The following is a 23,533-nucleotide window of genomic DNA, read 5'->3' on the forward strand; positions in this document are numbered from 1 at the left end:
CACGCTACCCGTGGCGAAATCGCCGCGCCGTGTCAGGATGTCGGCCATGTGGCAGACCGGATCCCACCGCCAACATCAGCACCAGACGCCCGACCCGTATACGCCCGCGTCCGGCTCCACGGAGCTGAGCATCAACGAATATGACCTGACACTTGATTACGACGTCGGCCTCAACCGGCTGAAGGGGCAGGCGCGCCTTGCCGGCTCGGCCCTGGTCGACATTGAACAGCTCACCCTGGACCTGGACCGGCCGATACGGGTGGAAGAAGTGCTGCTTTGGTGCGCCGGAACTCCGGTGGACGTCCGTTCCTTCCGGCAGCGACGCGGCAAGCTGGCGATAACGCCCAGTCGGGACCTGAAGGCCGGTGACAGCTTTCGGCTGAGCATCCGGTACCGGGGCAAGCCACGCGCTGGCAACGGCCTGTGGGGCGATATCGGCTGGGAGGAATTGGCCGACGGCGCCCTCGTTGCGGGTCAGCCGACGGGGGCTCCGTCCTGGTTTCCCTGCAACGATCTGCCAGCGGACAAAGCGCGTTATCGGATCAGCGTGACGGTGGAGTCCGGCTACCGGGTGACGTGCAACGGAGAGCTGGTCTCCCACGAAGACCGCCGCGGCCGGGAGACCTGGGTCTTCGAACAGCCCGAGCCGATGTCTACCTACCTGGCGACGGTTCAGATTGGCCGGTACGAATGCCTGGATCTGCCGGGCGACGTACCGCAGTCCGTCGTCGCACCCCCGTCCCTGGCCGACCGGGCGCGGGCCGCGCTGTCCCGGCAGGACGCCATGATGACGCTGTTTGCCTCCCGGTTCGGGCCCTATCCCTTCGGCCGGTACACGGTGGTGGTGACCGATGATGAGCTGGAAATCCCTTTGGAGGCGCAGTCGGTGTCCGTCTTCGGACGCAACCATCTGGGGCCGGCCTCGGCTTCGCTGGTGGCCCACGAACTCGCGCATCAGTGGTTCGGCAACTCGGTTACGGCCGGCAAGTGGCGGGATATCTGGCTGCACGAGGGCTTCGCAACCTACGCAGAGTGGATGTGGGCAGAGGCGGCCGACGGCGTCAGCAGCGACCAGCGGGCCGCGGTGGATCTGGAGTGGCTGCAGCATCAGCGGCAGGACCTGCAGTTGGCCGATCCCGGGCCGGCGGCCATGTTCGACGAACGGGTTTACCGGCGCGGAGCGTTGACCCTGCACATCCTGCGGCGCAGCGCCGGCGACGGGATCTTTTTCGAGCTGCTGCAGGAGTGGACGCAGAAGTACCGGCACAGTTGTGCCGGTACCCGCGACTTTTTAGACCTCGTCGACAAGGCATATGCCTCCGCCGGTGTTTCGGCCAACGGCCTGCTGGGGCCGTGGTTGTTCGAGCCCTCGGTCCCGGAGGTTCCTTTCCGGGCCTAGCAGCCGTCCGGGCCGCAGGCCGGTCCGTCTGCTGACACCGGCGTCAAGTTCACCAGCGGATGGGATTCCTGCCACGCCTGTTCCAGGGCCGAGGAGAACAAGTCGGCAGGCTGCGCACCGGAAATGCCGTACTTGTCATCGAGCACGAAGAACGGGACGCCGCTGATCCCCAGCGACCGTGCCTGGGCAATGTCAGCATTGACGGCGTCGGCGTATTCGTCAGTGGCCAGTACGGCCTTCACCCGGTCCGCGGACAGCCCGATGCCGGTGCCGATCTGCACCAGGTCGTCGGCGGACCCAATGTTCATGCCCTTTTCGAAGTGGGCCGAAAGCAGCGCTTCCTTGGCGGCGTCGGCGGTCTTGGGCCCGCCTTCCGCCTTGGCCAGGTGGATCAGGCGGTGGGCGGAGAAGCTGTTGGCCACTACGAGGGAGTCGTAGTCGTAGGACAGTCCCTCGCCGGCGGCCTGGACGGTTACCTGGTCCAGCATGCCGGCGAGCTGCTCGGGGTCGATGCCCTTGCGCTCGCTGAGGTACTCGACCTCGCTGCCGTCAAAGTGGTCGGGCAGGGACGGGTCCAGCTGGAAACTGTGCCAGTGGACTTCCACCTCGTCCCGGTGCGGGAATCGGGCGAGGGCTGCCTCGAAGCGGCGCTTGCCGATGTAGCACCACGGGCAGGCAATGTCGGACCAGATATCAATCTTCATACCGGGTGCAACGCGCAAAGGGCCGGGAGCCATTCCCGCGGTGCCCAACGAATCGAGCACATGCGGTAATGATTCCCGGCCCTTGCTGAAGCGGATACTGAAGCGGTATCCGCCTCGCCGCCCCCCAAGCGGCTATGCCGTGGCCAGCTCCTGCGATTCATGCAGGAAGCGGGCGTAGGCAGGCACGGTGAGGAAGGTGGGGAAATGCTCCCCGCAGGCGACTTCCTCAAAGAGTTCGCGTGCGTCGTCGAAGCGGTCACCCTCGAAGCGCTGCAGGCCCGTGAACTCCTCGTCGAGCAGTTCCTCCACCCACTGGTGAGTCACTACGTCGCCCTCATCGGTCAGCGCGGAGCAGTGGATCCACTGCCAGATCTGCGAGCGGGAGATTTCCGCGGTGGCGGCGTCTTCCATCAGGTTGTTGATGGCGGCCGCACCGTTGCCCCGCAGCCAGGACTCGATGTAGCGGATGCCCACTTCGATGTTGCTGCGGATGCCGGCCTCGGTGATGACGCCGGGCGTGGAAGCGATGTCCAGCAGTGCCTTGTCGTTGGGCACCACGTCTTCGCGGGTCTTCTCCAGCTGGTTGGGCCGGTCGCCGAGCACCCCGTCGAACACCTCCATGGCCACGGGGACCAGGTCCGGGTGCGCCACCCACGATCCGTCGAAACCGTCGCCGGCCTCGCGGGTCTTGTCGGCGCGCACCTTCTCCATGGCGACGTCGTTGGCTGCGGCGTCCTTGCGGTTCGGGATGAAGGCGGCCATGCCGCCGATGGCGTGGGCACCGCGGCGGTGGCAGGCACGGACCAGCTGCTCGGTGTAGGAACGCATGAACGGTGCGGTCATGGTGACCATGTTGCGGTCCGGCAGCACGAACCGGGGTCCGCGGGTCCGGAAGTTCTTGATGACCGAGAAGATGTAGTCCCAGCGGCCGGCATTCAGGCCTGCAGCGTGGTCCCGCAGTTCGTAGAGGATTTCCTCCATCTCGAACGCGGCGGTGATGGTTTCGATCAGGACCGTGGCGCGGATGGTTCCCTGCGGGATGCCGAGCAGGTCCTGGGCCAGGACAAAGATGTCATTCCAGAGCCGCGCCTCGAGGTGGTTTTCAATCTTCGGCAGGTAGAAGTAGGGGCCGCGGCCCTGGGAGATCAGGCGCTGGGCGTTGTGGAAGAAGTACAGTCCGAAGTCCACGAGGCCGCCGGCAATCGGGGTGTTGTCCACCAGCATGTGCTTTTCCGGCAGGTGCCAGCCGCGGGGGCGCACCACGATGGTGGGCAGCTCGGTGAGGGAGGCACCCTTTACCCGGTATTCCTTGCCCTCCGGGGAGGTGAAGTCGATGCAGCGGTCCAGGGCGTCGCGCAGGTTCAACTGGCCGTTGATCACGTTGGACCACGACGGCGTGGAGGAGTCCTCCATGTCCGCCAGCCACACCTTCGCGCCGGAGTTCAGGGCGTTGATGGTCATCTTCCGGTCCACCGGTCCGGTGATCTCCACCCGCCGGTCCTCCAGCCCGGGAGCCGTGGGGGCCACCTGCCAGGAGTCGTCCTCGCGGATGCTCCGGGTTTCGGGCAGGAACGTCGGGTCCGCACCGTTGGAAATCTGCGTCCGGCGGGTCTGACGCTGCTGAAGGAGTTCCTGCCGCCGGGTGGCCGTGGCCCGGTGCAGCGCCTTGACGAAGTCCAACGCCTGCGGGGTGAGGATTTCCTCCTGCCGCCGCACTACGGGAGCGGTGAGGGAAATGCCGTTCAGGGTGATCGGGTCATTCATGGCGTTCTCCTTGTGGTCTTTCAAAACTGTGGCGGTGATGCCGCGGGGGCGCCGCTGCGGATGCAGCCGGCGCCCCCGCAGGACCGGGGTTTAGTGGAACTGGCTGGACTCCGTGGAGCCGGCCAGGGCCAGGGTGCTGCCTTCGGGGTTCAGCGCCGTGGCGATCGCGTCGAAGTAGCCGGTGCCGACCTCACGCTGGTGCTTCGTGGCGGTGTAGCCGCGGGACTCGGAGCCGAACTCCTTCTCCTGCAGTTCCACGTAGGCGCTCATGCCCGAGCGGGCGTAGCCGTGGGCCAGATCGAACATGGAGTAGTTCAGGGCGTGGAAGCCGGCCAGGGTGATGAACTGGAACTTGAAGCCCATGGCACCGAGTTCCCGCTGGAACTTGGCGATGGTCTCGTCGTCCAGGTGCTTCTTCCAGTTGAAGGACGGCGAGCAGTTGTACGCCAGCATCTGGTCGGGGAATTCGGACCGGACGGACTCGGCGAACTTGCGGGCCATCTCCAGATCCGGCGTGCCGGTTTCCATCCAGATCAGGTCCGAGTACGGGGCGTAGGCCTTGGCCCGGGCGATGCAGGGCTCAATGCCGTTGCGGACCTTGTAGAAGCCTTCGGCTGTGCGCTCGCCGGTGATGAACTCGGCGTCCCGCTCGTCGACGTCGGACGTGATCAGCGTGGCTGCCTCGGCATCGGTGCGGGCAATGACCACGGTGGGCGTGCCGGCGACGTCGGCCGCGAGACGGGCGGCGTTCAGGGTGCGGATGTGCTGGCCGGTGGGGATGAGGACCTTGCCGCCGAGGTGGCCGCACTTCTTCTCCGAGGCAAGCTGGTCTTCCCAGTGAACGCCCGAGGCGCCCGAGGTGATCATGGCCTTCATCAGTTCGTAGGCGTTCAGCGGGCCGCCGAAGCCGGCCTCGGCGTCAGCCACGATCGGCACCAGGTAGTCCTCGACGCTCTGGATGCCTTCGGCGAATTCGATCTGGTCTGCGCGCAGCAGGGCGTTGTTGATGCGGCGGACCACGGTGGGAACCGAGTTCGCCGGGTAGAGGGACTGGTCCGGGTAGGTGTGGCCGGAGTTGTTGGCATCGGCGGCTACCTGCCAGCCGGAGAGGTAAATGGCCTTGAGCCCGGCCTTGACCTGCTGGACGGCCTGGTTGCCGGTGAGGGCACCGAGGGCGTTGGTGTAGCCCTCATCGCCGGCGTTGCGCAACTGGTCCCAGAGCTTTTCGGAACCGCGGCGGGCCAGCGTGTGCTCTTCCTGGACGCGGCCACGCAGCTTCACGACGTCGTCGGCGGTGTAGTCGCGCTCGATGCCGTCCCAGCGGGGATTGGTCTCCCAGTCGGAAGTGAGCTGTTCTGCTGTGGGGGCGGTGAACTGGTCCTGGCTCATGCTTTTATCTCCTTGAAATCATTCATTCGTTCCGGTCCGCTTCAAACCGGAATTCCTGCTGTGAACTAAGCCTGTGCCAACAACAACCCCTCTTCTAGGGGTTTTCTATGGAAAGAAACGCAATTCTTCGCGTAATCTGAAAATGTGACGCCTACTACATGGAATAGACCCGCTCCTGACTCTCCGAAGGGCGGATTGGGGCCCGACGCCGAGCGCACGCTGGACGTGATTAGCCTCGGCCGCCGCGTGCGGCACCTGCGCAAAGCCAAGGGCATGACGCTCGATGATCTGGGGGCCGCCGTCGGAACCGTGGCGTCCCAGCTGTCCCTGATCGAGAACGGCAAGCGCGAGCCGAAGCTCGGCATGATGCAGGCGCTGGCCGCTGCGCTGGATGTCAGCATCGATTCCCTGCTGGGCTCGGAGCCGCCGAGCCGGCGTGCCGCGCTGGAAATCGAACTCGAGCGGGCGCAGCGCGGCCCGCTCTACGCTTCCCTGGGCCTGCCCAAGGTGCGGATCGGTTCGCGGCTGCCCATCGACGTCCTCGAATCCCTGGTGGGGCTGCAGGCCGAACTGGAACGCCGGCTCAACGAGCAGGTAGCCACCCCCGAGGAAGCACGCCGGGCCAACGGCGAACTGCGGGCCATGATGCGCGAACGGAACAACTACTTCCCCGAATACGAGGCCGAGGCGCAGAAGGTGCTGGATTCGGTCGGGCACACGTCCGGCCCGCTGTCCCAGCACGTGATCGCCGATATTGCGGCGCACCTGGGCTTCAGCCTGCACCACGTCAACGACCTGCCGCACTCCACGCGCTCCGTCACCGACCTGAAGAACCGGCGCATCTACCTGACCCAGTCACAGCGTTCGGACCACGATCCGCGGTCGGTGCTGCTGCAGGCACTGGGGCACTACGTGCTTCAGCACCAGACGCCCAGCAGCTACGGGGAATTCCTGGGCCAGCGGGTCGCCACGAACTACTTCGCCGCCGCGCTGCTGCTGCCGGAGAAGGCCACGGTCGAGTTCCTGCAGCGGGCCAAGGCCGCCAAGGAAATTGCCGTGGAGGACATCCGTGACGCCTTCGCGGTGTCCTATGAAACCGCCGCACACCGGTTCACCAATCTCGCCACCGAGCATTTGGGCATTCCCACCCACTTCCAGAAGGTGCACGAGAGCGGCATTGTCTACAAGGCCTACGAGAACGACGGCGTGACGTTCCCTGCGGACCACACCGGCGCCATTGAGGGCCAGCCGATCTGCCGGTACTGGACCTCCCGGGAAGTCTTTTCCGTACCGGACCAGTTCAGTGCGTTTAACCAGTACACCGACACTCCGGCCGGCACCTACTGGTGCACGGCCCGCACGGAGCGCGGATCGGCCGGCAAGTTTTCGCTCAGCATCGGGGTGCCGTACCAGCACGTGAAGTGGTTCCGGGGCCGGGACACCACGGAACGTTCCAAATCCCGCTGTCCCGATCCGGACTGCTGCCGCACTCCTCCCGGGGAGCTGGCGTCGGAGTGGTCCGGCTTTGCCTGGCCCAGCGCACGGGCACATTCGCACCTGCTGGCTGCCCTGCCGCCCGGAGCCTTCCCCGGCGTGGACGAGACCGAGGTGTATTCATTCCTGCAGGCGCACTCGGAACAGTGACGCCACCACCGCACCGCCGTTAGGGTAGGGCCATGCCCGAGATGCCCGAAGTGCAGGGACTGGTTGATTACCTGCGGTCAAAGCTGCTCCCGCCCGATGCCCCCGCAATGGCGATCGACGACGTCGAAGTGCTGTCTTTCCCCGTACTGAAAACCGCTGCGGTGCCGCTGGAGGAGCTCTACACGGGCCCCGTGTCCGACGTCGAACGCCGGGGGAAGTTCCTGGTGGTCACCGCCGGGGGAGTGCATTTGGTGATGCATCTGGCCAAGGCCGGCTGGCTGCGCTGGTCCGATGCGCTGAAGCCGGGACGGCTCCGGCCCGGCAGGGGAGCGATGGCCCTGCGCGTGAGGTTCGCAGCGGAGGACGGCTCCGCGCAACCCGGCTTTGACCTCACCGAGGCAGGAACCCGGAAATCGCTGGCGGTCTACGTTGTCCGGGACCTCGCGGACGTTCCGGGGATTGCCCGGCTGGGTCCCGAAGCGCTCGACGTCGACCCGGCGGCTTTCGCGGAGCTGGTCGCCTCCCATCACGGCCAGATCAAGGGACTGCTGCGGGACCAGGCGGTTATCGCAGGGATCGGGAATGCCTACAGCGACGAGATCCTCCATGCAGCACATCTGTCGCCGTTTGCTATCGGCGCCAAGCTCGGACCGGCCGAGGTGCAGCGGTTGTTCGAAGCCATGGGCGCCGTCCTGGAATCCGCAATCGAGAATGCGGCCGGGCGTCCCGCGGCGGAATTGAAGGACTCCAAGCGGCAGGCCATGAGGGTGCATGCCCGGACCGGTGAGCCCTGCCCGGTGTGCGGGGACACGGTCCGCGAGGTGGCCTTCGCGGATTCCTCCCTGCAGTACTGCCCCACCTGCCAGACCGGCGGCAAGCTGCTGGCGGACCGGAGGATGTCCCGCCTGCTGAAGTAGTTTGGCGGCCGGCCTTCCGACCCAAAAACAGCGGGCCCCGGATTTCTCCGGGGCCCGCTGCTTTTATGGTGTGCTGCTTATCTTGCCGGTGTGTTTCCGTGCCAGGCCCATACGGGCTTAGCGGCAACCACCGTTGTTTTCCGTGTAGGTGTCCAGGCGGTGAACGAAAGCCGCCATGGCTTCACGGGAAACCTTTTCACCCGGATGGTAGCTGCTGTCCGGGTAACCCGTAGACACGCCGGACGCCTTCATCCAGGAGATCTCCCGGTGGAACTGGTCGTTAGTCGGAACGTCCGTGAAGGATGCCGTGCCCGGAGCCTGGTAGCCCTTGGCAGCGTCGATCCCGCACTTGTCCCCGGCGAACCGGTTCATGAAGGCAGCCATCGCGTCACGGTTGACCGGTGATACCGGGCGGAAGCTACCGTCCGGGTAACCGGTGCTGATGCCGGATTCGGCCATCCACGAGATTTCCTTGTAGAACTGGGTGGTCGGAGTGACGTCCGTGAACGGCGACACGTCCGGCGCGTCGTAGTTCGGCGAACCCGCGAGACGGTACAGGAACGCTGCCATTGCGTCGCGGTTGATGGAACCGGCAGGACGGTAGGTGCCGTCTGCATAGCCGGTGGTCAGCCCCTGGTCAGCCATCCAGTTGATGTCCGATTCGAACATGGTGCCCGGAACATCCGGGAACCGAAGCGGAGCAACTTCCACCTGCGTGACCTGGTCCTTGACGCCCTGGGCGTTGTGGTGGTGCAGGAACAGCGCCTTGGCGTCCGTGGTGCTGGCCTGACGGTTGACCGTGAGGGTTGCTCCGTCCTCCTCCGCGTAGACGAAGGCAGCAGGGCTGGCGCTCTGGAACCAAACGGCCGGCTGGGTGAGGTTGAACGGAATCCACGCGGTGGTGTCAACCGGAACCTCCTGGCCGGACTCATCCACGTTGATGGCGTTGGAGGTGGAGATGCGGTACTGGATCGGCTGTGACTTCGTGAGATCCAGGCCAAGGGAACCGGCCGGAATCGGCAGCGTCATCACGTTGGTGTCGAAGACGTTGCTGTCGACGTCGCCCACGGTACCGTTCACCGGGTAGGAGCCCGGGAGCGGGGTACCAAAAACGAGCTCTCCGTCGGCATCGACGCCCGTCACCGGAACAATGCGGAAGACGCTCTGGTCGAGTCCCGTGATCCGGGTGGTGATGGCCACGAAGTTGGGTACACCGTCGGAGTTGGTATCCAACTCGACCAGGATCGTGCTGTTGCCGCTGATCGTGGCCCAGTTTTCCCAGGTGCTCAATCCGATGTTCAGGACAGCCGCGTTCAGGTTTGCGCTCCCTGCAGCAGCCAGTGCCGGAACGTTGGACGAAGCACCGACGTTGCGCAGGTCAAGCCCGTAGAGGGAATCAAGGTCAAGATCGCTCCTACGCGGGCTTTCCTCGCCCAGCACCAGCGGCGTCATCATCGAAACGTAAGCCTCGCTGCCTTCACCCTGGTCCAGTCCGCGACCGGTGAAGGTGACGGAAGTGGCCAGGTCCGTTGCGCCGGCAAACGAGATCTTGGAGCTTGCCTGCATGTCGGACGTCGGCTTGGGTGCGGAGTAGACCGGCACCCGCAGGGCCGGCGATCCTTCGCTCGTCAGCTGGATGCGGCCCGATTCTTCGGCGATGTACTGCCGCGCGATGGCGCCAGTACCCTGGGTCCGCTCGGCGGCCGGGTCGATCCGCTTCACCAGTGCGGTGGGATCCGCAATGCTGAGCGTGACCGGCACGGTGACAGTAGCGTTGGCAGGAACCTGCACGGGTGCAGTGCTGACGCTGATGCTGACGCCGGGCATGTCGGTTGCGGGCAGGTACTCGGGCGTGTACGTCTTCGGTGAATCGCCCTTGTTCTCAACCGTGATGGTGCGCGTGATCTCAACCGGATCCGCTCCGACTTCCAAGACGCCGAAGTTCATGGACGTCAGACGCGGGTTCTCTGCGTCGTAGGCCAGGACCTTTGTGCTCAGGGCGTCCAGGGCGTCAACGCGTCCGGATCCAACGCGGTTCGGCGCATGAACTACGCCTTCCCCGGCGAATACGTCGTGGGTCGCCGTGTTCATGATGATCGACTTGACCTCGTACGGGTTGTAATCCGTCGCGCCCACAACGAGTGCGGCAATACCCGCTACGTTCGGGGCAGCCATCGAGGTGCCGGACTTGATGGAGGCGCCGGTGCCGGTGCCAACCTGGGCGGACTTGATCTGCGTTCCCGGGGCGGCGACGTCGGGCTTGATCACGCCGTTGGATCCGTGGACGCCGCGCGAGGAGCTGGCGTTCAGGGTGTCCAGCGCGCCGGACTGTCCGGTCACGCTGCCCACCAGCTCGGGAGCGAGCTGAATCTGCAGGGTCCCGGCCTCGGCGGCCGGCCGCAGCTGCTCGCTGGATTCGCGGGTGAACTGGAAGCCGGGGATCGCAGCGTTTCCGGCAATGCCGGCCGAGAAGCCGTTCAAAGTGGAGTCAAGGACGACGCCGGCGTAGCCTGCGGTTGCGGCGTTGTTCCAGCGGACGGCCGAACCGCATTCGCGGGTGGCCGCGTCCTCATCCCAGGTCAACCAGACCCATTTGCCCGCATTGGCGCCCGCGGGTTCCAGTGCGGCGCAACCGTCGGAGTTGCCGCCCTGCGGCCCCATCACCACGGTTCCCGTAAGAGCAGCCTCGTCGGCGGAGGCGTAGTCGAAGCTGGAGGTGTACTGGCCCTTGGCGGTTCCTGCAGTCGGAGCCAGGATGCGTGCAGCGTCCAGGGTGGTCTGGGACCCGACACTGTTCGCCACGGTAAGTGCAGTCTCTGCACTGCCGGGGGAGCCGCCGATGTCGTAGATGTCGCCGGAGTTGCCCGACGACACGACCGAGAGGATGCCCTGGGCCGTGAGTGCGTTGACAATGTCGTTTTCGGGATCGTCATAGGCGGGGAAAGCGGAACCCAGGGACATGTTCACAACCTGGGCGCGGTCGCTGAAGTCGCCGTCGTCGTTCGGGTCCAGGACGTAGTCCAGGGCCTGGCCGACAACCTCGGAGGAGCCCACGCAACCGAAGACGCGGACGCTGACGAGCTTTGCGTTCGGCGCGGTGCCCGGGCCGATGCCCATGGCGTTCACCTGGTCGCCGGTGAGCGTGGAGTAGTCCCCGCTGAATGTGGTTCCGTCAGCGTTGGTGCCGTAACCCGCCGCGGTTCCCGCGACGTGGGTGCCGTGGCTCCCGCAGTCCAGGGGGTTGGCATCCGGGACGGGGATGGGGCTGTACGTGGCGGGGTCCGAGGGATCTGCGTTGTAGGCGTCACCGACGAGGTCCCAGCCGCCCGCGAACTTCTCCGGGTCGTAAAGGCCTGAGTCTGCTGCCGGAATAGTGGGCGAAGCCTGCGCCGTCTCGAACGCTTCCTGGGTGCCCGGGCCGCCGAAGTCTGAGTGCGTGTAGTCCAGGCCGGTGTCGAGGACGGCAATGGTGACGCCCTCACCGGTCTGGGAACGCTGCACCCAGGAATCCACGGCACGGACATCGATATCCCCGCCCTTGTTGTCAAAGGTCTTGGGAACGATGCCGGTGATCTTAACGACGTCGCCGCGTGCTGCCAGCGCCCTGATTGCCTCAGCGTCGCCGTTGATGGCAACACCCGGGATGCTGTTGGTGGTGGTGTAAAGAATGGACGAGGAAGCGGCCTGTGCAACTTCTTCGGCCTTAGTCTCGATGCCGCTGCGGATTTCCTGCACCTGGCCGGACTTGTTCAGCGGTTCAGCGAGTCCTTCGAGTACTTCGACGGGCTGGGTCTGTTCATAGGCGCCTTTGCCGCTGAACTGTACGAAAACCGAGACCGGGCCCTGCTTGGTTTTGAGATCCGGTGAGACCTTGAAATCAGGCGTAACCGTTTCGATTCCCCGAATGGTCGGTTCCTCGTTTGCGGTCCCCTCAGTGGCCGCAGCCGGTGCCCACATGCTGGAGGCGAGGGCAAGGCCGGCGACTGTTGCCAGCGCTGCCTTTCCTGCTCTCCGGTGGTTTGGATTGTTCATACTTCTCCCTCAAAAGAGGCCGCCGGGGCCAGGGACAAGTACGGCAGTGAGTTCCGCAGAGTGACCGAGACCGGCGAACCTGGCAAAATGGATAGGCAGATCCGGTGCCTCAGAATGCAGTGACCCCCCAAAGAAGCGACCCCGAACGCTGCAGCACTGTTAGTAGAGTCATCCCTCCAAGGAGGGATGTCAACGGTGTTACCCGTGTTACGCACGGGTAATTTGTGACGGGTCGGGTGCATAACCCTTCTTGGTAAGGTGGCCTGAAAGTTCGTCAAAGCTGGGAGCCACGTGGTTTTAGATTCTGCCTCCGTCGGGATTGTTGTCAGGACGCGGAACAGGCCGCTGTTTCTGGCCCGGGCCCTGGAGAATATCTTCTGTCAGAATTTCTCTGATTTCACTGTGGTCGTCGTCAACGACGGCGGCGCCCCGGCCGACGTCGAGCAAGTAGTTTCGGGCGTCCCGGATGAGTACCGGGAACGTATTACCGTGCTTCATCGGCCTGAAAGCCGAGGCATGGAAGCTGCCTCCAACGCGGGCATCCGGGCATGCTCAAGCACCTACATTGCCATCCATGATGATGACGATCTGTGGCATCCCGATTTCCTCAAGCGGACCGTGGATTGCCTGGAAGACACTGCTGCCGCAGGTGTCATGGTCCGGACAAACATCCGCTATGAACAGATGGCTGACGGAGATATCCGCGAAATCGACTCGGTTCCCTTCTGGCCTGACATGAAGCAGATTTCCCTCGGCTCCATGCTGCGGATCAACCAAGCCGTGCCCATTTCCTTTCTTTACCGGCGGTCCCTGCACGACGAGCTCGGGTATTACGACGAGAGCCTCGAAGTGGTGGGCGACTGGGAATTCCATCTCCGGGTCCTGTCCCGGCATACCCTGGAATTCCTCGACGGCGAAACGCTGGCGTTCTGGTGCCAGCGTCCGGATGCATCCGGCGACAGTGCAAACAGCGTAAACAACAAGGCCGACGCGCATCGCCGTTTTGATGCCCGGGTCCGTGACGCCTACCTCCGCGAGGACATCTCCCGGCACGGTATGGGAAGCCTGCTGCACCTGACCAAGCTGCTGGCCCGGCAGGAAGAACTCCTGGATGAAAACCGCCGGCGGATGGAGGAGATGGAACATAGATTGAATGAGTCCCTCCTCCGGCTGGAAGATACGGTGGTGCGGCGGACCAGTCTCAGCAGCTCGGTCGGCCGGATGCGTTCGGCGGCCGGGCAGATCCGTTCCCTGATCGGCAGGGCGGGGAGGTGACGCGGGTTGCCGTGTTGGCCGACGTCGGACAGCACGTTTACCACGTGGGAGACGAAGCCATGGGGCTCGCGGCTGCCGACGAGCTGGCCGGGCGCGGGTTCGACGTCGTCCTGCTTTCCCGGGACCCCGAACAGACGCAGGACGGCTACGGGCATCCCGCCGTATCGACTCTCGAGTTTCCCTGGAGTCCTGCTGAGCGCGAGGACTACCTGCGCCGCATCCAGGAGCATCTTGCCGGGTCGTCATCATTGCCGGAGTCGGATCCTGCCCTGGCGCTGAGGGAACAGCTGGCGTCAGTGGATGCCGTGCTGATTGCCGGCGGGGGGAACCTGAACTCGCGCTACGGGTGGCTCCTGTATGAGCGTGCCGCGGTGGCAGCCATTGCCCGTAGCCTCGGCAAACCCGTAGTGGTGTCCGGCCAGACACTCGGCCCGGTTTTGACAGCCCGGGACGCCCAGACACTGGCCGAAATGCTTCAAGGCGCCCAACTGGTCGGAGTCCGGGAATCCACTTCTGCCCGGATTGCCCTGGAACTGGGTGTGGAGGCAGCACACGGGTTGGATGATGCCTCGTTCCTCGCTGACCCGGCGCTGCCCGATGACGGCGGCCCCGCCGTGCCGCAGGACGCCGCTCGGCCCGTACCGCGCTATGAAGCTCCGGCGGGGGGCTACGTGGCAGTTACGTTTGCCCCGGGACGGGATGACGGCTTCCGGCGTGGGCTTGCGGCAGCACTGGATCAGCTGCACGCCAAAACGCAGCTGCCCGCTGTGTTCATTCCGCACATGGGTGTCCCCGGAAACATCGACGCCGACGCCGGCATGCATGCGGAAATCGCGGCACTGATGGCCACGCCTGCCGTCCTGGTGCCGGTCGTGGCCGCCCGTGAGGCTGCCCGGCTCACACGGGGTGCGTCCCTTGTAGTGACCACCCGCTACCACCCGGCGGTGTTTGCGCTTTCGGCCGGTGTTGCCGCCGTGGCGTTGTCCGTGGAGGCCTACTCCGATGCCCGCCTGCGGGGCGCCCTGGAGAACTGGGGAATGGCTGATTTTGTGCTGTCGCTTCCCGCACTGCAGCAGGGCCTGCTGGAAGAGGCGCTGCTGGAAGCATGGGAACGGCGTGCCGAAACAGCGAAGCACCTGAAGGCAGTGCTGGATTCCCGTACCCGCGACGCAGGCATCTGGTGGGATCGGGTGGCTGCCGTGCTGCAGGCCGATACTGCGGCAGCGCCGAACGTTGCTGGGTTGCCGGGGACACCGGGCCTGTCGCCGAGTGCCCGGCTGGAAGGCCGCGGGGAGTGGGTGGCGGCGGAGACTGCGCTGCGCCGGCAGTTCTACCCGCAGTCCCTCCTGGCAGCACGGCTGGCCGCGGAGGACGAACGGGTGCAGTCCTTTACCGCTCCTATCGACCGTGCCCTGGAGCAGGAGCAGGCGGCGCACCAGCGGTTGGCGGGCAGCAGGACCGTGCAGACCGCTTTGGGGTTGCACAGTTCCTTGTCGAAGTTCCGCCGCGGCCGCGCCTAAGCGGCAGGCGGGTGCATGGAAAGCGCCGCGTACCTTCCGCCGCTGTCATGGACGACAGAGGGCAGAAGGGACGCGGCGCTTCGGCTGAAACCTAGAGGGCCGGGCCCTGACCGGCGTTGCCCTGCCACAGCGCATCAAACGGTGCGTTGGAGGAAACGCGGTTGCGGATACCTTCGGTGACGAAGGCCTTTGCCGTCTTGGCCGCTTCCAGAGGCGTTGCCCCCTTGCCCAGTTCGGCAGTGATGGCCGCTGCGAGGGTGCAACCGGCACCGCTGACAGCCACCTCGCCTACCTTGGGTGCCCGCAGGACCTCCATGGTTTCACCGTCGTAGAAGACGTCGACGGCGTCGTCGCCTTCCAGCCGGACCCCGCCCTTGGCCAGCACTACGGCTCCGCTGGCTTCATGGATGCGGCGGGCTGCTTCCTGCAGGTCTTCCACGGTCTCAATGGAGTCCATGCCGGACAGTGACATGGACTCGAAGTGGTTGGGGGTGACGAAGGTGGCCAGGGGGAGGATCTGGGCCTTGAGCGCCTTGTCGGTGTCCAGTGCTGCGCCGGGCTCCTGGCCCTTGCAGATGAGCACCGGGTCCAGCACGAGGTTCTTCCAGTCCTGGGACTGCAGCGCCTTGGCGACGACGTCGATGGTTGCCGGGGTGCCGAGCATGCCGATCTTGACCGTGTCGAGGTCATAGGCGGTCATGATGGCTTCGAGCTGGTCGGTAATGACCTGCGGGTCCACCGGGACGAACCGGTGGTTCCACGAATCATTGGGATCGAAGGACACAATGCAGGTCAGGGCGGTGATGCCGTAGACGCCGAGTTCCTGGAAGGTCTTCAGATCGGCCTGGGCGCCGGCGCCGCCGGTGGCTTCGGAACCTGCGATGGTCAGCGTGACGGCCGGGGCTGAGGCCGCAGAAGTGGATGTGTTTGCAGACATGGGTCCATCTTCCACCCAAAACGGCGGAACCGGCCACCCTTGCAAGACGCGCTGTTACGGCGCGCCGTCGTCGTCCCCCGCCGCCGCTGCGGGCTAACCGTCCCGGCGGACCCCTCGGAGCAGGCGGACTATGTCTTCCAGGATGTTCCGGACCACCGGGAGTCGGGACAGGATCACGAGTTTGGCCACCAGCGGGGCCAGATTCGCGGCCAGCCGGTGGGACCTGCGCTGGCCGGGGGAACGGTCATACACCCAGAAGAAGGTGATCCCCATATGCATCAGCCAGAGCAGTTCGGGCAGGTCGTTGCGGATGGCCACGGGCGGCTGCGGCCGGGCGGTGGATACCGCCTGCCGGAACATCGCGATGGATTTCCCCCGCCCGACGGCGCCGTCCTCCCTGCGGTTCGGCGACATGGCGTCGCGCAGGAAATGCGTGCCGAAGGCGTGGTACGGCTCCATGGTGGTCAGGCCCGTGGACAGAATGACCGCCAGGTTCTCGCCCAGGTTGTGGCCCTCCCGGATCTGCGGCAGCGCAAGCGAGCGGTGTTCGTCCTGGAGGGATCGGTATAGCTCGTGGAGGAGGTCATCCTTGGAACGGAAATAGTAATAGGCGTTGCCTACCGAAACGTTTGCCTCCTGCGCGACGGCGCGCATGGTGGTCTTTTCGTAGCCCTGTGAGGCGAAGAGGCGCAGCGCGGTGTCGATGAGGAGCCGGCGCGTCTGTTCGCTCTTGGCGATGACGGCCAATGATGCTCCCTTTGCAGTAATTCCAGCGTTTAGTAGACCATTCTTTTGAACGTGTTCAAAATAGGGCGCGCGGCAGGAACTGACCGGGCATGGCAGAATGGAGGCGGTCCAATCGGGCCGCCCGGGGCAGCGGGCACAGTGCTAATACAGCCGGCGAAAGCCAGGCGAACCACTACCGGAACGGAAATGCCATGGATGCACAGCCACGGGCAGCTGTGAAAACTGCTGCAACTTATGCCTCCCGCGGGAGCTCGCAGTACGACCTGATCCTCACCCTGATGTGCGTGGTCATCGTCATTTCGAATATCGGCGCCACCAAGGGCGTGCAGTTTTCCCTTCCCGGCGGCTGGGACATTGTCACCGACGGCGGGTTCTTCCTCTTTCCGCTCGCGTACATCCTCGGCGACGTGGTCAGCGAGGTTTACGGCTTCAAAGCAGCCCGCCGGGCCATCTTCACCGGCTTTGCAATGGCACTTCTCGCCGTCGCGAGTTTCGCGGTAATCATTGCCCTGCCTGGATTCACGGATGCCTACGGGCTGGAGAAGCAGGCTGCACTGGAAGTGGCACTCGGTCCGGTCTGGCAGATTGTGCTTGCGAGCCTGCTGGGGTTCCTGGCCGGCCAGCTGCTGAACTCAATGGTGCTGGTGCGGATGAAGGAGCGGTTCCGCGAGAAGGCGCTGGCCGGGCGGCTGATGGTGTCCACCGGTGTGGGGGAGTTTGCGGACACCCTGATCTTCTGCGCCATTGCGGCTCCGGTCATCGGGATTACCGACGCCGGCGGGTTCTTCAACTACGTCCTGTTCGGCTTCCTCTACAAGACGCTCATCGAGTACCTTTTTGTGCCGGTCACCGCGCTGGTTATCCGGGTCATCAAGAAGCGCGAACCCAGCTACGTGCCGGCTGAGCTGGAGCCTGTCGCGGCGTAGGGGCGGGATGCCCGTCAGGTCACCGGGCGAAATCCCTGCCCAGGTGTGCAAAGGTGGGGGAACGCCAGCGTTTCACTTCCCCAGTACGGCAGGAGACAAACATGAGCAATCCAGTCCCGAACCCCGGTGCCAAGGCAGTAGATGAAAATCTTGCCGGAACCGCGGAGGAATTCAACGATGAAGTCACCAAGGCGATGATCGACGACGCCCAGGAGAAGGATTCGAGCCCCGGAGACGAAGAACGCGATGCGCAGCCCGCCTTGGAAGAGGATGAATCGACCCAGGCTAAGCCGGACAATTCCTAGCAGCTCGGCTCTCTGCAGAATCCACTCGATACACAACAGGAGGACAGTGTGCCCGAGGACAAAGATTTCGAACACAACGAAACCAAGGCCGAAGAACAGCTCCAGATTGTAGATCCGCCGGAACCGGGCGACGAAGAGGCCGGACAGCAGCAGGCCGGGCACGCAGACGGCTCACCCACCGGAGGCCCGGAAGATCCCACTGCCGAAGAGCAGAACGTCACCGGAGAACCGGACGACCAGCAGAACGAATCGCTGCCGCGGACCTGGAACTAGGGAGTCTGCAGGCAAGTACTACGGCGGTAGGGCGCTGCGCAGCTACTTACCGCTGTAGTACTTGCCCAGGACCTCCGCCTTGAAGTCGAAGAACGTACCGTCGTCGATGGACAGCCGGGCGTCGTCAACGAGCTTCACGGTGAAGCGTTCATTGTGAATGGAAATCAGCGTGTGGCTGACCATTTCGTTGGACTTGAACAGGTGCTGGATGTAGGCACGGGTGTAGTTGGTGCAGGTATAGCAATCGCAGCCGTCCACCAACGGCCCGAAGTCCCGCTTGAACTTGGCATTGGACAGGTTCTTGCGGCCGTACGGCGTGTAGAACGCCGAATTCCGGGCCACCCGGGTCGGAGAAACGCAGTCAAAGGTGTCGGCACCGTTTTCGATGGCGGTGAAAATGTCATCCGGCTCTGAAATGCCCAACAGGTGCCGGGGCTTATTCTCCGGAAGCTCCTCCGTGCACCACCGGACAATGGTGCCGAGGTTTTCCTTTTCGAACGCGCCGCCCAGGCCGAAGCCGTCAAAGTCCATGGCACCGAGATCCCGGGCCGCCTTACGCCGCAGGTCTTCGTACTGCGCACCCTGCAGCACGCCGAACAATGCCTGGTAGGGCTTGTCGGCGCGTTCCTCGGTGAGCCGCTGGTGCTCGGCAAGGCACCGCAGCGCCCAGAGGCGGGTGCGTTCCAAGGACATTTCCTGATACCCGCGCGAATTCATGAGCGTGGTCAGCTCATCAAAGGCAAACATGATGTCGGCGCCGATTTTGTGCTGCACCTGCATCGAAATTTCCGGGCTGAACCGGTGCTTGTCCCCGTTGAGATGGGACTTGAACCAGACGCCGTCGTCGTCAATATGGGCCAGGCGCTCCTTGCCGGGCGCGACGTCGTCGTCCGCTCCCGTGGCATGCGTCGTCCCGTCGGCATTCATGTTGATGACCTTCTTGAACCCCGCGCCCAGGCTCATGACCTGGAAGCCGCCGGAGTCGGTGAAGGTGGGGCCGGACCAGTTCATGAACTTCCCCAGACCGCCGGCCTCGTCGAGGATGTCCGGGCCGGGCTGCAGGTACAGGTGATAGGCATTCGCCAGCACGGCCTGGGCGCCAAGCTCCGCGACCGACTCGGGCAGCACGGCCTTGACCGTGGCCTTGGTGCCTACCGCGATGAATGCCGGAGTGGCGATCTCGCCGTGGGGCGTGGAGATGGTGCCGGTGCGGCCCTGAAAGCCGCCGCCGTTCGCCTCGACTCGCTGTTCGGCCGCTGCAGGGGCGGTTTCGCGCAGGCGCTTACCGAGGGTGAAGGAAAAGGCTGAGGAAGACACTCCTCCATTTTGCCCTACCCGGCGCCCGCCTTCCGCCGGGTGTTCCTGCTGCGAGATGCACCACATTTATTCAGCCCTGTGCTTTGCCGGGGATAGGTTGGATGGGCGGAATTCAAAGCCGGCCTCCAGCCGCCGGAACATCCCACATTCCTCCTATGCCTACGGCCCGAAAGGCAGAGGTCACCAGCGTTGACGCACCTGCAGGAAATGTTCAAGATCGCTCCGGCGAACAATGACCACCACGCAGCCATCCGGTGCGCCATCGGCCTGGGGGTGCCGCTTTTCCTCGTGCTTTTCCTGGGGCGGATCGACCTCGCCATTTTCGCGACTTTCGGTGCCTTCACCGGGATCTACGGCAGGAATGAACCGCACCGCCAGCGGCTGGGCCATCAGGTCCGCGCGGGGACACTTATGCTGGCCGTCATCCTGGCCGCAGCGCTGTGTGCCCGGCTGGACCTGGATGACTGGGGAACCGTCATCGGCACGACGGCGGTCGCCGGGCTGGGGACCATAGCCACTGGCTTCTGGCGGCTGCGCCCCGTGGGCTCCCTGTTCCACATCTTCGCCTTCGCCGCGATCTCTTCGGTCCCGAACCAGCCCCCGCTCTGGCAGGGGATGCTTGCGGCCGTCCTAACGGTGGCGTTCTCCATCCTGCTGGGCCTGTCCGGGATGCTCGTGCAGAAGTACCGCACGCCATGGAAGCCGCCCGAACGGCTGGAGTTCACGCCGGCCCAGCGCCGCATCATCTACATTGACGGGCTGCAGTATGCGGTGGCGGCAGTGCTGGCAGGCTCCATCGCCACCCTGCTGGGAATCGGCCACAACTACTGGGCTATGGTCGCCGCGACGGTTCCCCTGATCGGCGCAACAGTGCGGCACCGGGTCCACCGCGGCCTGCAACGCATCCTGGGCACGTTCGGCGGCCTCTTGCTGACAGCGCTGATCCTGCTTCCGGGCCTGGAGCCCTGGCAGATGGTCCTGGTCATTGCCGCCTGCCAGTTCGGGGCCGAAATGTTCATTGCCCGGCAATACGCGCTGGCCCAGGTGGTGGTCACTCCGCTGGCGCTGGTCAGCACGGAGCTGGCCCACCCGAGCAACCCGTTGGAACTGCTCCGGGACCGCGGCATCGAAACGCTGATCGGCGCCGTCGTCGGCATGGCCGTGGTGGGAGCCGTACATCTACGGCAGAAGCAGCTGCACCGGCAGCGGGAGTCCGCTAGCCGCGGACGGCAATAAGCTCGGTGCGGATGCGCCGGTCGAGCTCGGCGTCGGACAGCGTCTGGGAACCGCCGTGGGAGCGCAGGTAGAGCAGGGCGTTCAGGCGCAGGATCCGCCACTCCCGCTCGCTGGCGTCTTTTCCGGCCTCGGCAGCCCGGTGAATCTCGCGGTCGTACAGGTTGGGTTCGTTCAGCTGCCGCTGCAGCAGCTCGGCGGCCAGCTTGGCCTTCATCGGGTCCGTCTCGGAAGTATCCGCCGCACGCACGGCATGGCTGTACGCCGCCGCGCTTTCGGCATCCCCGGCCTCATGGGTGATGTGCGCCGCGAGGGCCAAAGCGCCCTGGATCCAGTTCCACCGGCCGAAGTTCCCATCAAAGGGAAGCCCGGTGATGACGTTGCAGACCTTCAGGGCATTTTCGGCGTCGCCCAGATCGATGAAGAGAATGTGCGCCAAATCTCGGACATCCTGCAGATGACTGCCGGATTTCACGTTCAAACCACGCTCCAAACGCGCGGCAATCTCCTGTACGGCGGAGTTTTCCGGGTGGGCGGCAGCGGCGTCGGCAATGATTTCGGCCGCGTTGTCTTCCTCCGAAGGCACCTGCCGAACGGCGTCCGACGGCGCGCCCTCGGGAGCCGGAGCCTGAACCCGGACGGCGGATCCGTAGGCCAGCCGGAGCGAGGTTCCGTCATCCAATTTAGCGATGACCAGCGCCGGAACACCGAAATCATCGGCCTCCACGCTGGTTCCGGCTACCGGAGCCAGTGGTTCTGCAGCACCCTCACCCGGGACAAGGATCTGTCCGGGGGCAAGCAGTTCCGCATTGACCCGGAACGCGTACGTTTCCGGCAGGCTCTCAGACATGACGATTCCTTCGTGGTTGGACCTCGGCTCCCCAGAACCTCCAGTATATAAAGCTTGTCAGCGGCGCCCTTGTCAGCGTCCCCAGCCGGCCGAGGCCAGTGCCTGGCGCAGCAGGTCCCCGCGGCCGCCCGAAAATTCGGCGTAGATCGCGGGGCTGAGTGCCTCATCCGGAGTCAGCCAGGACAGTTCCAGTGCATCCTGGCGGGGATTGCACTCACCGGTCACGGGAATCAGATAGGCAAGCGCCACGGCATGCTGGCGTTCATCCGTCAGCCCGCTCTGGGAGGGGGAAGGGAAGTACTCGGCGACGGCGAACGGCACCAGGGTGGGCGGCAGCTGCGGCAGCGCCATCGGCCCAAGATCCTTCTCCAGGTTGCGCAGCAGGGCGCCGCGGATGGTTTCGCGGTACAGCACCCGGCCCGAAACGAAGGAACGCACCATCTGCCCTTCCGGGGTCGCCTGCAGCAGCAGCCCAACCTCGGTGACATAGCCCAGCGGGTCACACCGCACGGGCACGGCCTCGACGTAAACCATGGGCAGACGCTGCCGGGCCTCGTAGAGATCTTCCTCGGAGAGCCAGCCTGGATACGGGTCAGGAGTACGAACGTTCATAGCAGTGTTCTACCTCAAAGGTGCCGTGCCAGTCACACGGCACGCTACGCTTCGGCCATCGGCTGAACCGGCCCGGACCCTTTCAGCCCGGCAGGTGCTTCCCTAGACTTGGGCTATGACACGGGACCTCCCGGAGCTTCTCCTGCCCGATGCCGGGGCCTGGCGGGAGTGGCTGGAGCAAAATTACGGGTTATCCGGCGGCGTCCGTCTGGTGCTGGGGAAGAAGGGCGGAAACGTCACCCGGTTGACTTACCGCGAGGCCCTCGACGAAGCGCTCTGCTTCGGCTGGATCGATGCCCAGGCTGACCGGCGCGACGAGGAAAGCTACCTGCAGCGGTTTCAGCCGCGCGGTCCGCGCAGCATCTGGTCGCTGCGGAACGTCGGCTACATCAACCGGCTGGAAGCGGAAGGACGAATGCATCCGGCCGGCCGGGACGCCGTGCTCAGCGCCAAGGTGGACGGCCGCTGGGATGCCGCCTACGCCGGATCGGCAACAGCGGAAATCCCGGAGGACCTGCGCGCGGCCATCGCCGCCGTTCCCGCAGCCCAGGAAATGTTCGACGTGCTGACGTCGCAGAACCGGTTCGCCATGTACTTCCGGCTTAAAGGCCTCAAGACGCAGGCGGCCCGCGAGCGCCGGATCGCAGACTATGTGCAGATGCTCAGCGAACACCGCGCCCCCTACCCGCAGAAACGGAAGCCGTCGCTTCCGCCGGCGGTTGAGGGGACGCCGAAGGACTAATCGCAGCCGGGTCGGCTGCCACGATTTCCCCGGAAACCTGTCCGTCCGTCAGAATCCCGCCCCAGGAGGTCCACATGTGCCGACTCTTTGGTATGCATGCCGGGAAGGATCCGGTCCGGGCTACGTTCTGGCTCCTTACGGCCCCGGACAGCTTGGCCCGGCAGAGCCATAAGGAAGCGGACGGCTTCGGGATCGGCACCTTCACTCCTGACGGCAGCCCGGTGGTCGATAAAGCGCCCATCGCTGCGTATGAGGATGTGCAGTACGCCCAGGAGGCCCGGGACCTGGAAAGCACCACCTTCCTGGCGCACGTGCGTTACGCCAGCACCGGCGGGGACACGGACGTTAACACGCACCCCTTCGAGCAGGACAGCCGTCTCCTGGCCCACAACGGGGTGGTGGAGGACCTGGACAAGCTCGATGACCGGCTGCGCCAGCTGGAGATGTACCACCTGGTCAAGGGCGAAACGGACAGTGAACGGGTCTTCGCGCTGATCACCGGCGCAGCGAGGGTGAACGGCGGCGACGTTTCCGCAGCCATCGCGTCCACGCTGACCTGGATAGCGCAGAACCTGCGGCTGTACGCGGTGAACATCATCCTCACCACCGCCACCGACCTGTGGGCCGTCCGCTACCCGGACACCCATCCGCTGTACGTCCTGCAGCAGGGGCCGCGGGGTCCGGTGGGGGAGAAGCGGAGCAACCGGATCAGTGTCCACAGCGACCAGATACGCCAGGAGAAGCGGCCGGAAGTCCTGGTGGCCACCGAAAAGATGGACGCCAACCCTAACTGGCGGCTGCTGGACTCCGGCGAAATGCTGCATGTGGACAGCGAACTCAATGTCCGGCGCACGTTTCCGCTCCCGCAGCACCCGCAGCACCTGATCACGCTGGCGGACCTGGACCCGGCAGCGGCGGCGTCGCAGCACCCGCTCAAGACGGGTTGA

20 protein-coding genes are annotated in these 23,533 nt (G+C 64.9%); 11 read left to right on the forward strand and 9 right to left on the reverse strand.

Annotated elements, in window-relative coordinates; genetic code table 11:
- Positions 1-46: 46 nt before the first annotated feature.
- Positions 47-1,399: a M1 family metallopeptidase gene (locus NNX38_RS14985; RefSeq protein WP_255798752.1), complete on the forward strand. Its 1,353-nt coding sequence runs from the start codon at positions 47-49 to the stop codon at positions 1,397-1,399.
- Here NNX38_RS14985 and NNX38_RS14990 read toward each other — a convergent pair.
- From NNX38_RS14990 to aceA, 3 genes are all read right to left on the reverse strand, one after another.
- Complete coding sequence (locus NNX38_RS14990; protein ID WP_255798753.1) at positions 1,396-2,103, reverse strand: DsbA family protein; 708 nt, start codon at positions 2,101-2,103, stop codon at positions 1,396-1,398. The two genes, NNX38_RS14985 and NNX38_RS14990, sit on opposite strands and share 4 nt — an antisense overlap.
- Before the next feature lie 132 nt (positions 2,104-2,235).
- Positions 2,236-3,867, reverse strand: a complete 1,632-nt coding sequence (gene aceB / locus NNX38_RS14995) for a malate synthase A (RefSeq protein WP_255798754.1) — start codon at positions 3,865-3,867, stop codon at positions 2,236-2,238.
- A 90-nt stretch (positions 3,868-3,957) separates the two neighbouring features.
- Positions 3,958-5,256 (reverse strand): isocitrate lyase, encoded by a 1,299-nt coding sequence (gene aceA, locus NNX38_RS15000; RefSeq protein ID WP_255798755.1) that lies wholly within the window; start codon positions 5,254-5,256, stop codon positions 3,958-3,960.
- 144 nt (positions 5,257-5,400) lie between these two features.
- Between aceA and NNX38_RS15005 the strand changes: the two genes are divergently transcribed.
- Both NNX38_RS15005 and NNX38_RS15010 read left to right on the forward strand, forming a co-directional pair.
- Entirely contained in the window at positions 5,401-6,900 is a 1,500-nt protein-coding gene (locus NNX38_RS15005) for a helix-turn-helix transcriptional regulator (protein WP_255870089.1), read from the forward strand.
- A gap of 32 nt (positions 6,901-6,932) precedes the next feature.
- A complete protein-coding gene (locus NNX38_RS15010; protein WP_255798756.1) occupies positions 6,933-7,817 on the forward strand; it encodes an Fpg/Nei family DNA glycosylase in 885 nt (294 codons plus the stop codon).
- A 117-nt stretch (positions 7,818-7,934) separates the two neighbouring features.
- On the opposite strand, the gene NNX38_RS15015 is transcribed toward NNX38_RS15010, so the two are convergent.
- The gene (locus NNX38_RS15015; protein ID WP_255798757.1) at positions 7,935-11,849 is read right to left on the reverse strand and encodes a S8 family serine peptidase; all 3,915 of its coding nucleotides are present in this window, start codon (positions 11,847-11,849) and stop codon (positions 7,935-7,937) included.
- Between the two features lie 291 nt (positions 11,850-12,140).
- On the opposite strand from NNX38_RS15015, the gene NNX38_RS15020 reads away from it, so the two are divergent.
- Together NNX38_RS15020 and NNX38_RS15025 are read left to right on the forward strand one after the other, a co-directional pair.
- Positions 12,141-13,124, forward strand: a complete 984-nt coding sequence (locus NNX38_RS15020) for a glycosyltransferase family 2 protein (RefSeq protein ID WP_255798758.1) — start codon at positions 12,141-12,143, stop codon at positions 13,122-13,124.
- A complete protein-coding gene (locus NNX38_RS15025) occupies positions 13,121-14,644 on the forward strand; it encodes a polysaccharide pyruvyl transferase family protein (RefSeq protein WP_255798759.1) in 1,524 nt (507 codons plus the stop codon). Before NNX38_RS15020 ends, NNX38_RS15025 begins: the two co-directional genes overlap by 4 nt.
- Positions 14,645-14,735: 91 nt before the next feature.
- Here NNX38_RS15025 and thiD read toward each other — a convergent pair whose 3' ends face one another.
- Positions 14,736-15,581 carry a bifunctional hydroxymethylpyrimidine kinase/phosphomethylpyrimidine kinase gene (gene thiD / locus NNX38_RS15030; RefSeq protein WP_255798760.1) on the reverse strand — a complete coding sequence of 282 codons (846 nt, stop codon included), beginning with the start codon at positions 15,579-15,581 and terminating at the stop codon, positions 14,736-14,738.
- A 93-nt stretch (positions 15,582-15,674) separates the two neighbouring features.
- Positions 15,675-16,328: a TetR/AcrR family transcriptional regulator gene (locus NNX38_RS15035; RefSeq protein WP_255798761.1), complete on the reverse strand. Its 654-nt coding sequence runs from the start codon at positions 16,326-16,328 to the stop codon at positions 15,675-15,677.
- A gap of 191 nt (positions 16,329-16,519) precedes the next feature.
- Here NNX38_RS15035 and NNX38_RS15040 point away from each other — a divergent pair, with 191 nt between their 5' ends.
- The 3 genes from NNX38_RS15040 (at position 16,520) to NNX38_RS15050 (ending at position 17,832) form a co-directional block, all read left to right on the forward strand.
- On the forward strand, positions 16,520-17,254 hold the full coding sequence (locus tag NNX38_RS15040) for a queuosine precursor transporter (RefSeq protein WP_255798762.1): 735 nt from the start codon (positions 16,520-16,522) through the stop codon (positions 17,252-17,254).
- 101 nt (positions 17,255-17,355) lie between these two features.
- Positions 17,356-17,559 (forward strand): hypothetical protein, encoded by a 204-nt coding sequence (locus tag NNX38_RS15045; RefSeq protein WP_255798763.1) that lies wholly within the window; start codon positions 17,356-17,358, stop codon positions 17,557-17,559.
- Between the two features lie 48 nt (positions 17,560-17,607).
- Positions 17,608-17,832 (forward strand): hypothetical protein, encoded by a 225-nt coding sequence (locus tag NNX38_RS15050; protein ID WP_255798764.1) that lies wholly within the window; start codon positions 17,608-17,610, stop codon positions 17,830-17,832.
- Between the two features lie 42 nt (positions 17,833-17,874).
- Here NNX38_RS15050 and tgt read toward each other — a convergent pair whose 3' ends face one another.
- A complete protein-coding gene (tgt, locus tag NNX38_RS15055; protein WP_255798765.1) occupies positions 17,875-19,149 on the reverse strand; it encodes a tRNA guanosine(34) transglycosylase Tgt in 1,275 nt (424 codons plus the stop codon).
- Positions 19,150-19,338: 189 nt separating this feature from the next.
- Between tgt and NNX38_RS15060 the strand changes: the two genes are divergently transcribed.
- A complete protein-coding gene (locus tag NNX38_RS15060) occupies positions 19,339-20,385 on the forward strand; it encodes an FUSC family protein (RefSeq protein ID WP_255798766.1) in 1,047 nt (348 codons plus the stop codon).
- On the opposite strand, the gene NNX38_RS15065 is transcribed toward NNX38_RS15060, so the two are convergent.
- Both NNX38_RS15065 and NNX38_RS15070 read right to left on the reverse strand, forming a co-directional pair.
- Positions 20,366-21,232: a DUF6707 family protein gene (locus tag NNX38_RS15065; RefSeq protein WP_255798767.1), complete on the reverse strand. Its 867-nt coding sequence runs from the start codon at positions 21,230-21,232 to the stop codon at positions 20,366-20,368. The two genes, NNX38_RS15060 and NNX38_RS15065, sit on opposite strands and share 20 nt — an antisense overlap.
- Before the next feature lie 72 nt (positions 21,233-21,304).
- A complete protein-coding gene (locus NNX38_RS15070; RefSeq protein WP_227924051.1) occupies positions 21,305-21,844 on the reverse strand; it encodes an NUDIX hydrolase family protein in 540 nt (179 codons plus the stop codon).
- Between the two features lie 115 nt (positions 21,845-21,959).
- Between NNX38_RS15070 and NNX38_RS15075 the strand changes: the two genes are divergently transcribed.
- Together NNX38_RS15075 and NNX38_RS15080 are read left to right on the forward strand one after the other, a co-directional pair.
- The gene (locus tag NNX38_RS15075; protein ID WP_255798768.1) at positions 21,960-22,586 is read left to right on the forward strand and encodes a YdeI family protein; all 627 of its coding nucleotides are present in this window, start codon (positions 21,960-21,962) and stop codon (positions 22,584-22,586) included.
- 74 nt (positions 22,587-22,660) lie between these two features.
- Complete coding sequence (locus NNX38_RS15080) at positions 22,661-23,533, forward strand: class II glutamine amidotransferase (protein ID WP_255798769.1); 873 nt, start codon at positions 22,661-22,663, stop codon at positions 23,531-23,533.

Origin of the sequence: Arthrobacter sp. zg-Y238, from assembly GCF_024385525.1 — a bacterium.
In the GTDB taxonomy this organism is placed as follows: Bacteria; Actinomycetota; Actinomycetes; order Actinomycetales; family Micrococcaceae; genus Arthrobacter_B; species Arthrobacter_B jinronghuae.